Source organism: Micromonospora sp. ATLC20 (assembly GCF_057196585.1).
Window position 1 is genome coordinate 19740 of sequence record NZ_JBXUOV010000052.1, and the last position, 14481, is coordinate 34220.

Annotated in this window: 11 protein-coding genes and 1 pseudogene; 7 read left to right on the plus strand and 5 right to left on the minus strand. The window is 74.2% G+C overall.

The annotated features are described in order from the left end of the window. Positions 1–350: 350 nt before the first annotated feature. Entirely contained in the window at positions 351–2264 is a 1914-nt protein-coding gene (locus tag AC2CHG_RS13915; protein ID WP_355507563.1) for a DUF6311 domain-containing protein, read from the plus strand. 3 nt (positions 2265–2267) lie between these two features. On the opposite strand, the gene AC2CHG_RS13920 is transcribed toward AC2CHG_RS13915, so the two are convergent. Then, positions 2268–3458: a hypothetical protein gene (locus AC2CHG_RS13920; protein ID WP_484524884.1), complete on the minus strand. Its 1191-nt coding sequence runs from the start codon at positions 3456–3458 to the stop codon at positions 2268–2270. Positions 3459–3738: 280 nt separating this feature from the next. Between AC2CHG_RS13920 and AC2CHG_RS13925 the strand changes: the two genes are divergently transcribed. From AC2CHG_RS13925 to AC2CHG_RS13940, 4 genes are all read left to right on the plus strand, one after another. Beyond that, entirely contained in the window at positions 3739–5307 is a 1569-nt protein-coding gene (locus AC2CHG_RS13925) for a glycosyltransferase family 4 protein (RefSeq protein WP_484524888.1), read from the plus strand. Further along, positions 5304–6872 carry a glycosyltransferase family 2 protein gene (locus tag AC2CHG_RS13930; protein ID WP_484524885.1) on the plus strand — a complete coding sequence of 523 codons (1569 nt, stop codon included), beginning with the start codon at positions 5304–5306 and terminating at the stop codon, positions 6870–6872. Before AC2CHG_RS13925 ends, AC2CHG_RS13930 begins: the two co-directional genes overlap by 4 nt. Positions 6873–6875: 3 nt before the next feature. Beyond that, positions 6876–8159, plus strand: coding sequence for a nucleotide sugar dehydrogenase (locus AC2CHG_RS13935; RefSeq protein WP_135239225.1), 1284 nt, complete (start codon positions 6876–6878; stop codon positions 8157–8159). 192 nt (positions 8160–8351) lie between these two features. After that, entirely contained in the window at positions 8352–10100 is a 1749-nt protein-coding gene (locus AC2CHG_RS13940; protein WP_484524886.1) for a CDP-glycerol glycerophosphotransferase family protein, read from the plus strand. 55 nt (positions 10101–10155) lie between these two features. Here AC2CHG_RS13940 and AC2CHG_RS13945 read toward each other — a convergent pair whose 3' ends face one another. Both AC2CHG_RS13945 and AC2CHG_RS13950 read right to left on the minus strand, forming a co-directional pair. Next, a complete protein-coding gene (locus AC2CHG_RS13945; RefSeq protein ID WP_135239227.1) occupies positions 10156–10698 on the minus strand; it encodes an acyltransferase in 543 nt (180 codons plus the stop codon). A 67-nt stretch (positions 10699–10765) separates the two neighbouring features. Then, a complete protein-coding gene (locus AC2CHG_RS13950) occupies positions 10766–11104 on the minus strand; it encodes a DUF952 domain-containing protein (protein WP_194800899.1) in 339 nt (112 codons plus the stop codon). An 84-nt stretch (positions 11105–11188) separates the two neighbouring features. Here AC2CHG_RS13950 and AC2CHG_RS13955 point away from each other — a divergent pair, with 84 nt between their 5' ends. Continuing rightward, positions 11189–11845, plus strand: a complete 657-nt coding sequence (locus AC2CHG_RS13955; RefSeq protein WP_013285276.1) for a response regulator transcription factor — start codon at positions 11189–11191, stop codon at positions 11843–11845. Between the two features lie 10 nt (positions 11846–11855). After that, positions 11856–13244, plus strand: a complete 1389-nt coding sequence (locus AC2CHG_RS13960) for a sensor histidine kinase (protein WP_355507569.1) — start codon at positions 11856–11858, stop codon at positions 13242–13244. Between the two features lie 7 nt (positions 13245–13251). On the opposite strand, the gene AC2CHG_RS13965 is transcribed toward AC2CHG_RS13960, so the two are convergent. Together AC2CHG_RS13965 and AC2CHG_RS13970 are read right to left on the minus strand one after the other, a co-directional pair. Further along, a complete protein-coding gene (locus tag AC2CHG_RS13965) occupies positions 13252–14175 on the minus strand; it encodes a TAXI family TRAP transporter solute-binding subunit (protein WP_402808555.1) in 924 nt (307 codons plus the stop codon). A gap of 96 nt (positions 14176–14271) precedes the next feature. Then, positions 14272–14481, minus strand: a pseudogene (locus AC2CHG_RS13970) (hypothetical protein); the annotation flags it as partial.

A 14481-nucleotide genomic window follows, 5' to 3' on the forward strand; every position in this document is an offset into this window, starting at 1 on the left:
GCCGGTGCCCGCAGGCCCTAGGAATAGTAGTGCCCCACCCGCCGCCGGACGACGTACGCGGACGCGGCCGGTACGCGATGGTGGGCCGGGCCACCCGCCGTCACCGGACGCCGCCGCCCCGACGGGGAGCACGGTGACCGGTGGCGTGGAACGGGACACGAGGGACCAGCCTAACCGAACCGGCCGGATCACCCCGGTCCGGCGGGCGCCCGCCCGGCTGCTCACCGCCGCCCCGGCACGGTCCGGTCACCGCCGGTACGTCCCGCCGCCGGGGGATCGTCGCCGAGTCTTCACCGGGCCGGGCGAGCCTGGCCCGGCCCCGCAGCCCGGCTTGCGTACACTACGGCGCCATGACCGCCCCCGGGCCCGAGACCCGTACCCGCACCGCAGACGCCGGTGGATCGGTGGCCGACGCCACCGACGAGACCGCGAAGCCGCCGACCGCCGACGGCGCGGACCGGCCCGCCGACGCCGCGCCGCAGCAGCAGGCGCAGCCGGAGACCGCCGCGGCGGAGCGTGCCGGCCGCCCCGGACGGTGGCACCGGATGCGGCCGGATCTGCTGGTCGCGGCGATCTACCTGGCCGGCGCGTTCTGGGTGACCGCGCGGGGCTGGGTGAACCCCGACGGACGGCTGCTCGGCAGCCGCCCGAACGACCAGGGCTTCAACGAGTGGATGCTGGCGTACGCCGCGCACGCGGTCAGCAACCTGGAGAACCCGTTCTTCACCTCGTTGCAGAACGCCCCGGACGGCGTGAACCTGATGACGAACGTCGGCATGCAGCTACCAGGGCTGGTGCTGTCCCCGGTCACCCTGCTGTTCGGCGCGCCGTTCGCGTACCTGCTGTTCATCACGCTCAACCTGGCCGGCACCGCGTACGCCTGGTACCACGTGCTGTCGCGCAACCTGGTCTCGTCCCGGGCGGCGGCCTTCGCCGGCGGCCTGTTCTGCGCGTTCGCGCCGGCGCTGGTGTCGCACAGCAACGGCCACCCGCACATCACCGCCCAGTGGCTGGTGCCGTTCATCCTCTGGCAGGTGATCCGGCTGGCCCGGGACGGCCGCCCGGTGCGCAACGGCCTGGTGCTGGGCGCGCTCGTGGTGGCGCAGTTCTTCGTGAGCCTGGAGATCCTGTTCCTGACCGCGCTCGGCTGCCTGATGATGGTCGTCGGCTACGTGATCTTCCGGCCGCGCGAGGCGCTGCGCCGGGCCGGGCCGATGCTCGGCGGGCTCGCCATCACCGGCGTGCTCGTCGGTGCGGCCTCCGCGTACCCGCTGTGGATGCAGTTCGCCGGCCCGCAGCACCGGGTCGGTCACCCGGGCGACCCGGACGTCTACGCGCTGACCCTCGGCTCGTTCGTGCGGTACGCCACCGAGTCCGTGGCCGGCAGCCCCACCAGCGCCCTGCGCTGGGGCCCGAACACCACCGAGCAGGCCAGCTTCTACGGCTGGTCGGTGGTGATCCTCGCGATCGGCGCCGCCCTGTGGCTGCGCCGCGAGATCGTGGTCCGGGTGCTCGCCGTGGTCGCGCTGATCTCGGCGGTCTTCTCGATCGGCACCACCTGGACCGTGGGCACCCGCCGCACCGACGTGCCGGCGCCGTTCGCGCTGGTGTCCGAGCTGCCGGTGTTCGACTCGGTGGTGGTGTCCCGGTTCGCGCTGATCACCACGGTGGCGCTCGGCGTGCTGTTCGCGGTGGCCGGGGACCGGGTGGCCCGGGTACGGGCGGACGAGCCCGGCCAGTCCCGGCTGGTGCCCCGCCTGGCCGCTGTCGCGCTGTTCGCCGCGCTGCTGCCGATCCTGCCGACCCCGCTGGAGGCGCGCGGGCGCAACCCGGTGCCGGACTTCGTCACCGCCGGCGTCTGGAAGGAGCACGTCGCCCCCGGCCGCACCCTGGTGCCGGTCCCGGTCGACGGCATGACGTCGCTGTACTGGAGTTCCGCGGCGCTGGCCGGCTTCGCCGTACCGGAGGGGTACTTCCTCGGGCCGGTCTCGAAGACCGACAACACCGGCCGGTGGGGCGTCGAGCCGCAGCCGACCGCGAAGCTGCTCACCGCCGTGTCGCGGGGCCAGCGGGACACCGCTGTCGGCCCGGCCGACGTCGAGCAGGCCCGCGCCGACGTGCGGCACTGGAAGGCCGACGCGGTGGCGCTGCCGGATCGGGCCCGCCGCCACGACGACCTCAAGGTGGTGCTCGACGCGCTCTACGGGCCGGGGCAGCGGGTGGCGGACGTCTGGCTGTGGGACGTCCGCCCGCTCACCCGGTGAGCGTCACGGCGACCTGGTCCAGATGAGCAGCAGGTAGCCGCCGAAGTAGGTCGAGAACGCGGTGAGCGCGACCAGCACCGTGACGGCCCGGGCCCGGCCGGCCCGGGCCAGGCCGACGGCGGCCGGCAGCAGCAGCGCGAACGCCGGCACCAGGAACCGCGCCTTGGAGTGGTAGTAGCCCGCCGCGCCGATCGTGGTGACCAGCATCAGCCCGCTGAACAGCAGCAGTTCCCAGGGCTGGCGGTCGATCACGCTGAGCACGAAGAACGTCAGCGCCAGCAGCAGCACCAGGCTCACCACGAGCATCTGCGGCGTCGCGGACACCGCCAGCACCTCCCGGCCCCGCCGGAACGTGTCCACGCCGAAGTCGAAGTGGCTGCGCCACCCGGCGGACTGGATGTGGAACCAGCCGTCGGGCCGCCCGGTCTGGACACTCACCCAGGCCAGGTAGGCGAGCCAGCCGGCCGGGGCGAGCAGCATGGCCACCCACGGCCGCCAGCCGTCCCGGCGCCGGATGACGGCCAGCAGCGCGGCCAGGCCGACCACCGGGATCAGCGACGAGGCGGTGGGCCGGGTCAGGCCGGCGAACAGGCAGAGCACGCCCGCGGTCAGCCAGTGCCGGCGCAGCAGCGCGTACAGCGTCCACGCGGCCAGCGCGGTGAACAGCGTCTCGCTGTAGGCCATCGACTGCACGACGGCGTGCGGCAGCGCGGCCCAGAGCGCGGCGAGCACCACGCCGGTGCGCCGGTCGTGCAGGTACGAGCCGATCGCGTACAGCGCCCAGGCCGCCGCCAGGCCGGCCAGCGCGGCCACTGCCAGCCCGGCGGTACGCGGGCCGAGTGGGGTGACCCGTTCGACCACGCCGATCAGGGCCGGGTAGAGCGGGAAGAACGCCATGTCGCTCTGCACCCGTTCGTACCCGTCGTAGCCCCGCTGGGCGATGGCGAGGTAGTACGTCGCGTCGGACAGAGTCAGCTCGCGTACCGGGGAGAGGTTCAGCGAGCGCGCCCAGACGTACACGGCCGCCACGCCGATCAGCCGGATCACCGCGTAGACCGCCAGGGCGGGCGCCGCGTCCCGGGCGGCGTCGCGCAGCCGCCGGACGGGGCCGGGCCGGGCGCGATCGGCTGTGGCCGGCTCGGTCGCCGGGGCTGGTGCGGGCCGGCTGGGTTCCTCGGTGGTCACCACGTCCATTGTGCGGTCCCGTTCGCGCTGAGCTGGGGTTGGCCGAGGGCCCGCGTGGCGCGGCCGGCGACCCGGCGAACGACCCGGAGCGGGCGCCGGTCGTTGGACAGGGTGGAGGGTAGCAACAGTCACAGCAGGTCGGGGGGCACCGGCGGCGGCGGGCGTCCGGGCCCGATCCGCTGTCGTAGACTCGCTCGGGTCCGCGGGCGCGGTGCTGGCGACGACGAAACGGGCAGGAATGGGATCTGACGGCACGACCGCAGCGGCGGGCACCCGGGGACGGGTCGTGATGCTGGTGGACAACGGGGTCATCGGTGACTCCCGGGTGCAGAAGGCGGCCCGTTCCGCCGCCGACGCCGGCTGGGACGTCGTGCTGCTCGGCCGGGCGCCGGTCGGCAGCCCGCAGAGCTGGCGCCTCGGCGCCGCCGAGGTACGCCTCGTGCCGATGCCCGAGCCGTTGGCCCGCCGTCGGCACGAGTTCCGCCGGGCCTGGCTGCGGCACCCGCTCGCCTATCCGCCCAGCGGCATCGCGGCGCACCGTACCCAGGCGGTCAAGGCCTGGCGCGCGGACCTGGCGGTACGCCGGGCGGCGCTCACCGTCGCGGCCCGCGAGTCCGGCGCGGGCCGGCCGGGCGGGCTGCCCCGGGCCGCGCTGCGGGCCGAGGAGAAGCTGTCCGGCCTGACCCGCAAGTGGGTCGGCTTCCGCAACCGTCAGCTCACCCGGGCCCGCAAGGGCCGCAAGCTGGACGGCCCCTGGGACCGCGCGTACACGATGTTCTGGCGCGGGCTGCGCGGCGACGGCGCGTGGCGGCGCCTGGAGCCGGGCCTGTGGGACTACGAGCTGGCCTACGGCCCGGTGGTCGACGAGCTGGCGCCGGACCTGATCCACGCCAACGACTTCCGGATGCTCGGCGTCGGCGCCCGCGCGAAGGTCCGGGCCGCCGCGAAGGGCCGCCGGATCGCCCTGCTCTGGGACGCCCACGAGTATCTCCCCGGCGTGCAGCCGTGGCGCGACAACGCCCGCTGGCTACCAGGCAACGTGGCGCACGAGCGGGAGTACGTGCCGTACGCCGACGCCACCATGACCGTCTCCGGTGGCCTGGCCGACCTGCTTCGCACCGAGCACGGGCTGGCCGAACGGCCGGCGGTCGTGCTGAACGCCCCGGCGGTGGACGAGCTGCCGGCCGACCCGGCCGAGCCGGTGCCGGACATCCGTGCCCGCTGCGGGCTCGGGCCGGACGAGCCGCTGCTGGTCTACAGCGGGGTGGCCGCCGCCAAGCGCGGCCTCGGCGTGATGGTCGAGGCGCTGCCGAGGCTGCCCGGCGCGCACGTCGCGTTCGTGGTGAACAAGCCCGACTCGGCGTACGTCAGGGGCCTGGTCACCCGGGCCGGCGAGCTGGGCGTGGCGGACCGGGTGCACGTGCTGCCGTACGTGCCGCACCACCAGGTCGTCCGGTTCCTCAGCGGCGCGCAGGTCGGCGTCATCCCGATCCAGCACTGGCCGAACCACGAGATCGCGCTGATCACCAAGTTCTTCGAGTATTCACACGCCGGTCTGCCGCTGGTCGTGTCCGACGTGCGCACCATGGCCGAGACTGTCCGGGAGACCGGCCAGGGCGAGGTGTTCCGCGCCGAGGACGTGGCCGACTTCGTCCGCGCGGTCACCGCGGTGCTCGCCGACCCGCAGCGGTACCGCGCCGCGTACGACCGGCCGGGCCTGCTGGCCGGCTGGACGTGGGAGGCGCAGGCGCGGGTGCTCGACGAGGTCTACTCGCGGCTGCTGCCGGACGCACCGCCCCGGCCGGCGCCGGCGACGCACGCACCGGTGCAGCCGGCGCAGGTGGAGGTGGGGGCGTGAGCGGGCCGGACGTGACAGTGGTGGTCGCCGTCTACAACACCATGCCGTACCTGACCGCCTGCCTGGACTCGCTCGTCGGGCAGACCATCGGGCTGGACCGGCTGGAGGTCGTCGCCGTCGACGACGGCTCCACCGACGGCAGCGGCGCCGAACTGGACCGCTACGCCAAGCGGTACCCGGGCACGGTCCGGGTGCTGCACCAGGCCAACTCCGGCGGTCCGGCGGCGCCGAGCAACGTGGCGCTCGACCACGCCCGGGGCCGGTACGTCTTCTTCATCGGCTCGGACGACCACCTCGGCCCGGAGGCGCTGGAGCGCCTGGTCGACGCCGCCGACCGGTGGGACTCCGACGTGGTGCTGGGCCGGATGGTCGGCACCAACAAGCGTTACGTGCACCAGGCCGTCTACGCCACCACCCAGGAGCGGCTCGACCTGTTCGGCAGCGACCTGCCCTGGTCGTTGTCGAACACCAAGCTGTTCCGGCGGGACCTGATCGAGCGGCACGGCCTGCGGTACCGCACCGACATGCCGATGGGCAGCGACCAGCCGTTCACGCTGGAGGCGTGCTTCCGGGCGAAGAAGGTGTCGGTCCTCGGCGACTACGAGTACTACTACGCGGTCAAGCGGGACAACGCCCAGAACATCACGTACGCCAGCCGGTTCTCCGAGCGGCTGCGCTGCGCCGAGGAACTCGTCGGTTTCGTCGCCGGGCTGATCGAGCCCGGCCCGCGGCGGGACGCCGTGCTGGTGCGTCACTTCACCTGGGAGGTGGCGAAGCTGCTCCGCACGGAGTTCCTCGCCCTCTCCCCGGACGTGCAGCGGCAGGTCCACGACCGGATCCGTAAGCTCGCCGAGGCGTACCTGACCGACGGGGTGACCGCCCGGATGGCACCCGAGGAGCGGCTGCGGGTCGCGGTGGCGCGTGACGGCGACCTCGACGCGCTGCGCACGATCGTCGGCCAGCACGCCGACCGGTCGCTGCCCGAGGTGATCATCGAGGGTGACCGCTGGTACGCCGGCCAGGTCGGCTTCCGCGACCCGGCGTTCGGCTACCCGGACGACTGGTACGACGTCACCGACCGCGCCGCCGCGATACTGGCCAAGCTGACCGCGACCGGGCTCGCCTGGGGACGCGACGCCGCCGGGGCCCGGGCCCTGGTGGTCACCGCGCGCAGCCGCTGGGCCGAGCTGGCCGAGCTGAACGCGGAGGCGCTGCGGATCAGCGTGGGCGATCTGACGGGTGTCACGTCGGTCGAGGCGTCCGGCACCGGTACCGTCGTACGGACGGACTTCGCGGTGGACCGGTTGCTGGCGGTCGTCGCGGGGACAGGGGAGCGTCGTATCGTACGCGCCGAGGTCTCCGCCCTGGGCGGGACGGGCTCGGCGCCGTTGCGCACCGACCGCCCTGTCGCCGCACCCCGGCTGGTGGCCCGGCGCGGTGTCCGCTGGCACCTCGTCACGCCCACCACGAACCACAAGGGCCAGGTGATCGTCGCGATCACGCCGGTGACCCCCGGTCGGTTCCTTGCCCGCCTGCGCCGAATCTGGCCCTCTGGAGGAAAGTAGTTCATGAACATCTGCGTCGTCGCGCTCGGCAAGATCGGTCTGCCGCTGGCCGTGCAGTTCGCGTCCAAGGGGCACCGGGTGATCGGCGCCGACGTCTCCGAGCGGGTCGTCCAGCTGGTCAACGACGGTGCCGTGCCCTTCCCGGGTGAGGCCGACCTGGACGTCAAGCTCAAGGAGGCGGTGGCCGCCGGCCTGCTGTCGGCCACCACCGACACCGCCACCGCGGTCGCCGAGTCGGAGGCGGTCGTCGTGGTCGTGCCGCTGTTCGTGGACGCCGAGGGCGTGCCGGACTTCGGCTGGATGGACGACGCCACCCGGGCCATCGCCCGTGGGCTGAAGCCGGGCACGCTGGTCAGCTACGAGACCACGCTGCCGGTCGGCACCACCCGTAACCGGTGGGCGTCGATGCTCGCCGAGGGTTCCGGCCTGACCGCCGGCACCGACTTCCACCTGGTGTTCAGCCCGGAGCGGGTGCTCACCGGCCGGGTCTTCGCCGACCTGCGCCGCTACCCGAAGCTGGTCGGCGGCATCGACGAGGCGTCGGCCGCGCACGGCGTGCGGTTCTACGAGGCGGTGCTCGACTTCGACGAGCGCCCCGACCTGGACCGCCCCAACGGCGTGTGGGACCTCGGCTCGGCCGAGGCGTCGGAGCTGGCCAAGCTTGCCGAGACGACCTACCGGGACGTGAACATCGGCCTGGCGAACCAGTTCGCCCGCTTCGCCGACACCGTCGGCGTGGACGTCACCAAGGTCATCGAGGCGTGCAACACGCAGCCGTACAGCCACATCCACTCGCCGGGTATCGCGGTCGGCGGCCACTGCATCCCGATCTACCCGCGGATGTACCTGTGGAACGACCCGGCCGCCACCGTGGTCCGCTCGGCGCGTGAGGCCAACGCGGCCATGCCGGAGTACGCGGTCGACCTGCTCGCCGCCGCGTACGGCGACCTGACCGGGGTGGGCGTGCTGGTGCTGGGTGCCGCCTACCGGGGTGGCGTGAAGGAGACCGCCTTCTCCGGCGTCTTCCCGACCGTGGAGGCGCTGCGCCGCCGGGGCGCGGTGCCGTACGTGTCGGACCCGATGTACACGAACGAGGAACTGGTCGCGCACGGCCTGCCCGGGTACGACGGCGAGCCGGTCGGCGCCGCCGTCATCCAGGCCGACCACGCGGAGTACCGCACCCTCGCCCCGGCCGACCTGCCGGGCGTGACGGTGCTTGTCGACGGCCGCCGGGTCACCGACCCGGCGCGCTGGACCGGCGTGCGCCGGGTGGTCATCGGGGGCTGACCCCAGCGCTTTCGTCGGGCCCCGGCCGTTCTCGGACGGCCGGGGCCCGTCGCATGCCGTCATCGTCATGACGCCGTCCGCAGTTCACCTGCCGGACACCCCGGCAATACTTGTGTCATGTGATCCGTTTAGGGTCGCAGCCGTCGGAGATCGACTCGGACCGACATCGGCGGGGCAGACAGGGAGCGTTCGTTGTTGAGCAGAGTACGCAGCCAGCAGGGTCTCGCCGCGGTCGGCGCGACGCTTCTCGGCTACGCGGTCATGGTCCTCGCCGGAGTCCTCGGCCTGGTGGTCCCGTACGCGGTGGCCGCCGTGGTCGCCGTCGCCGGTGAGCTGGCCCTGGCCGGGCGGCACACCGGGACCGCCACGCTGCTGGACAAGGCCGGTCTCGGCACGACCTTGCGGCGGCTGGTGCGGGACCTGTCGGTAGCCCTGCTGGTGGTCGCCGCGGTGCGTCCCGGCGTGGCGGGCACCGTCGCCGTCCTACTGCTGCCCGCCGCGCTGTGGACGGTAGCCGTCGCCACCGGCGCGGTGACCAAGGTGATCGACGGCCGGGTCGACCCGCCGGCGTACACCCGCAACATCGACCTCGGCGCGCTGCGGCGGGTGCCGGTGCCGCCGGCCTGGGCGCGGCGGCTGGCCGGGCTGCAGATGCCGCTGCTGAACGTGCTGCTGGTGCCTGCCGCGGTGGTGGCCGCCGCGCTCGACCGGGTCGCGCCGGTGGTGGTGACCGGCCTGGTCACGCTCGCCTCCGGCCTGGTCACCGCCGCGGTGCTGGCGCTCACCGCACTGCGCGGCCGGGGCAAGGCCCCGGGTGTGCTGCCCGCCGTGCACGACTGGATGGCCCGGGAACGGCCCGAGGTGGCGCTCTACTTCGCCGGCCCGGCCAAGGACGTCTACCAGGCCAACATGTGGCTCGCGCCGGTGGAGGCGACCGGCCGCCGCGCCGTCGTGCTGCTGCGCGCCGCGGACGCGTTCGAGCAGCTCGCCGACACCCGGCTGCCGGTCATCTGCGTGCCGGCCGGCGTGGACTTCATGAACCTGGACCTCAGCTCGCTGCGCGTGGCGCTGTACGCGGCGAACGTCGGCGCCAACATCCACCTGCTGCGGGAGCCGGGCGTCAAGCACGTCTTCGTCGGCCACGGCGACAGCGACAAGCAGGCGAGCGTGAACCCGTACAGCAAGGTGTACGACGAGGTCTGGGTGGCCGGGCCGGCCGGGCGGGAACGGTACGCCCGGGCCGACGTCGGCGTGCTGGACCGCGACATCGTGGAGGTCGGCCGGCCGCAGCTCGCCGGGGTGCACACGTTCGGCTCCGGTGCCGCCGACCACCGGTTCACCGTGCTGTACGCGCCGACCTGGGAGGGCTGGCTCGACGACGACCCGTACCACACCTCGCTCGTGCTGATGGGGGAGCGGATCGTGTCCGGCCTGCTCGCCGCCGGGGACGTCCGGGTGATCTACAAGCCGCACCCGCTGACCGGCACGCGCTCGCCCAAGGCCCGCGCCGTGCACGAGCGGATCGTGGCCCGGATCAAGGCGGCCGGCGGCGAGACCGACGCGTCCTCGCTGGACAGCGCCGCGCACCTCGTGGTCACCGGCCGCACCCCGGGGCTGTTCGACTGCTTCAACGTCACCGACCTGCTGGTCAGCGACGTGTCCAGCGTGGTCTCCGACTTCGTGCAGAGCGAGCGCCCGTACGTGGTGGCCAATCCGGCCGGCCTGCCCGAGGACGAGTTCCGGCGGCAGTTCCCGACCGCGCGGGCGGCGTACCTGCTCTCGGCGGACTGCGGCGAGCTGGCGAAGATCCTCGACGTGACCCGGACCGGCGACGACCCGATGACCGGGGCGCGGCGGGAGCTGAAGGAGTACCTGCTCGGACCGGCCGGGTCGAACCCGATGGACCGGTTCCGGGACGAGATCGGCCGGCTCTGCGGCTGAGGCGTACCGGTGACAGGGGCGACGACCGCGCCGGTCGTCGCCCCTGTCCGTCCGGTCAGCCCTGCTGCGGCGGGTTGTCGACGTCGCGGGAGATGACCTCGCCCTTGGCGTCCACCCAGCCCTTCGGGCGGGCCGGGTTGCCGGCCACCAGCTGGTACGGCTTGACGTCGCGGGTCACCACCGAACCGGCGGCGATCATCGCGTACTCGCCGACCTCGATGCCGCACACGAGCGTGGCGTTCGCGCCGATCGACGCGCCCCGGCGGACCAGCGTCGGGGTGATCGTCCAGTCCGGATTCTGGGCGCGCGGGCGGAAGTCGTTCGTGAACACCGCGCACGGGCCCACGAACACCTCGTCCTCGATGGTCACGCCCTGGTAGACCGAGACGTTGTTCTGGATCTTCACCAGGTCGCCGACGGTGACGCCCGCGTCGACGTAGACGTTGCGGCCGATCACGCAGCCGGCGCCGACCTGGGCGCTGGACCGGATGTGCGCCAGGTGCCAGACCTTGGTGCCGTCGCCGACCTGGGCGCCGGACTCCACGTCGGCCGTCGGGTGGACGAAGACGGAGGCGGACCGGTCGTTGCTGTCAGTCATCTCAACTCGCATCACATGCCAGGGCGCGTCGCGCCGTCGGGCGGGCTCGACGCAGCATAACGAGCGCTCACCCGAGCAGTTCGGCCACCGCGTCGGCGGCCGGACGGTCGGCCGGCAGCGGGTGCGTGGCCACCACGGCGTCCACCGGCAACGCCGCGTACAGGTGCGGGAACAGCGCGCCGCCACGGGACTCCTCCCAGCGCAGCGCGTCACCGAGCCGGGCCTCGTCGACCGCGAGCAGGGTCAGGCCGGTGACCCCGGCGAAGAACCTGCGCGCGGTCTCCACCACCTGGTCGGCGGCGGAGAGGTGGACGTAGCCGTCCTGGCGGTCCATCGCGGTGCCGGCGAACCGCCCGTCCGCCCGCGCCTGCGCCCACTCGTCGTCGGAGAGAATCTTGTAGATCACGGCAGCAGCCTAGAGCGGCCTCGCGTCCCGGCGGCGCGTCTGCCACCATTCCCAGGGCAACACGTCGACTCGAGGGAGGAACGGGTGCGGATCCTCCTGGTCGAGGACGACCGCCGGGTCGCCGCCGCGCTGTCGTCCGCGCTGACCCGGCGCGGCTACCAGGTGGAACACGCCGCGACGGTGGCGGCCGCGCTCTCCGCCGCCCCCTGCGACCTGGTGCTGCTCGACCTGGGGCTGCCCGACGGCGACGGCACCGACCTGTGCCGCGAGCTGCGGCGGCGCAGCAGCCGGCTCGGCATCATCGCGGTGACCGCGCGCGGCGAGGAACGCGACCGGGTGCTGGGGCTGCGGCTGGGCGCCGACGACTACGTGGTGAAGCCGTTCTCGATGGTGGAGTTGCAGGCGCGGATCGAGGCGGTGCTGCGCCGGGCCGCGCACACCGCGCCGCAGCGCAACCTGATCGAGGCCGGTACGGTCCGCATCGACGTGGGCGGCCGGACCGTGACGGTGGCCGGCCGGGACGTCTCGCTCACCCGCAAGGAGTTCGACATCCTGCTGTCCCTGGCCCGCCAGCCCGGGGTGGCGGTGCCGCGCGAGCGGATCCTGCTCGACGTGTGGGGCACCACCTGGGCCGACCGGCACACCGTGGAGGTGCACGTCGGGTCGCTGCGCGGCAAGCTCGGCGACCCGACGCTGGTGGAGACCGTACGCGGGGTCGGCTACCGGCTCCGCGAGGCGTGAGGGCCGGGTCGTGCGCCGCCGGCTGGTGATCAGCTACCTGCTGCTGATGGTGCTGGTCCTGATCGCCCTGGAGACACCGCTGGCGGCCACGCTCGCGACCCGGGAGACCGACCGGGTCCGCGCCGACCGTCTCGCCGACGCCACCCGCTTCGCCTCGCTGGCCGGGCCCGCGTTGCGGGGCGGCAGCCCCGGCCCGCTGGACGGGGAACTGGCCGCCTACGACGCGCTCTACGGCATCGGCGCGGCAGTGGTGGACCGGGACCGCCGTACCGTGGTGGCCTCGTCCGGGTGGGAGCCGGGCGCGGGCACCGGCCCGGCGCTCGACACCGCGCTGTCCGGGCAGCAGTTCAGCGGCCCGGAGTCGGTCTGGCCCTGGGTCGGCGGGCCGGTGGTGACGGCGGTGCCGATCAACGACGGCGGCGAGGTGCTCGGCGCCGTGGTCACGACCAGCCCGGCGGACGGCTTGCGTCGCACGGTCACCGTGTGGTGGCTGCTGCTGGCGGGCATCGGCCTGCTGGCGGTGCTGGCCTGCGTCTCGACCGCGTTCGGGCTGGCCGGCTGGGTGCTGCGCCCGGTCACCGAGCTGGACGCGGTGACCCACGAGATCGCCGAGGGCCGCCGCGCCGCGCGGGTCCGCGCCGGACTCGGGCCGCCCGAACTGCGCCGGCTGGCGACCAGCTTCAACGACATGGCCGACGCGGTGTCCGACGTGATGGACCGGCAACGCGCCTTCGTCGCGCACGCCAGCCACCAGCTGCGCAATCCGCTCACCGCGCTGCGCCTGCGGGTCGAGGAGCTGGGCCCCAGCCTGACCGACCCGGACGGGCGCGCCGAGCACCGGCTGGCGCTGGAGGAGACCGACCGGCTCGCCACGGTGCTCGACGCGCTGCTCACCCTGGCCCGCGCCGAGCGGGAGGAGAACCAGCGGGTGACTGTGGACGCCACCGCCACCGCCGCCTCCCGGGTGACGGCTTGGCTGCCGCTGGCCCGGCACCGCGAGGTCACGCTCCGCCTCGACGCCGAGGACGCGCCGGTGTACGCCTGGACCGTGCCGACCGCCATCGACCAGGCGCTGGACGCCCTGATCGACAACGCGGTGAAGTTCAGCGGCACCGGGGGAGAGGTGACGGTGACCGTACGCGCCGCCGGCGGCGGGACGGTGCTGACCGTCAGCGACACCGGTCCGGGCATGACGGCGAGTCAGCTCGACCAGGCCACCGAGCGGTTCTGGCGGGCGCCGGACGCGCAGAACGTCGACGGCGCCGGTCTGGGGCTGACCATCGCGGCAGTGCTCGTGGACGCCTCCGACGGCCGGCTCACCATGCGCCAGGGCGATCCCCGGGGCCTGGTCGCAGAGCTGTGGTTCCCGGCGCCCGCCGACGTGCCGGTCCGGTGCTGATCGGGCGTCAGGGCTTCGCGGCGCGGTACCACTGCGCCGCGCCCGGATGCAGCGGCAGCGGGGTGGTGACGATCGCCGACCGGGGACTCATCCGTCCCGCCGCCGGGTGGGCGGCGGCCAGTTCCGCCCGGCGGTCCATCAGCAGCCGGGTCACCTCCCGCACCAGCGCGGCGGGCAGGTCGGCGCGGACGATCAGGTAGTTCGGGTTCGCCACCGTGCTGACCGGGTCGGCCCGGTACACCGAGCGCGGCACGTCCCGGGTCACGTAGACCTGCCCGTACGCCCGGCGCAGCGGCTCGGTCCAGTCGCCCAGGTCCACGATCCGCAGCGAGGTCCGCTGGGCCAGCTCGGCGACGCCGCGCACCGGCAGCCCGCCGGAGAAGAAGAACGCGTCGATCCGCCCCTCCCGCAGCGCCGCCACCGAGTCGTCCAGCCCCAGGTGCTCCTGGCGTACCCGGTCGCCGCCGAGCTGCGCCACCGCCAGCAGGCGGCTGGCGGTGATCTCGGTGCCGGAGCCGTCGGCGCCCACCGACACCCGCCGCCCGCGCAGGTCGTCGAGCGTGCGGATCGGCCCGCCGGCGCGGGTGACCAGGTGCAGCAGGTCGTCGTAGACCCGGGCCACCGCGAGCACCGACGGATGTTCGGGCTCGCGCGGTGGCAGCACGTCGGCCTGGGTGAAGCCCAGCTCCGCCTCCCCGGCGCCGACCAGCCGCACGTTCTGCGCCGACGCGGCGGTGACCACCACCTCGGCCCGCACGCCGGGCACCTCCCGGTTGAGCAGCGCGGCGAGCGACTGGCCGAAGGCGTGGTAGACGGCGGTCGGGCTGCCGGTGGCGATGCGGATCCGGGTCGGCTCGGACGGCTCGTCCCGGCATCCGATCAGCCCGGCGACGAGCAGCAGCACCAGCACGAGCGGGGCGGCGGCGCGCACAGGCCAGTGTCGGCTCACGGGCTGCACTCTGCGCCGTGCACCCGCCGGGGCGCAAGCCCACGCGGTGCGCGTACCGCAGCAGGCCGGGCCGGGCGGTCAGCTCGCCGGGGCCAGCTCCGCGCTCTCGGTGATCCGCTCCCGGTGCTCGCCGTTGGGCACCACCACCAGGAAGCAGCCCGAGCCCGGCCGCAGCGCCGCCGGCACGTCCAGCAGCGCCGCGCCGCGTACCAGCACCGCCGCCAGGTCCCGGTCGGCGAGCCGGATGCCGAGGCAGTGCCGGCGGACGTGCCGGCCACCGGCGAGCAG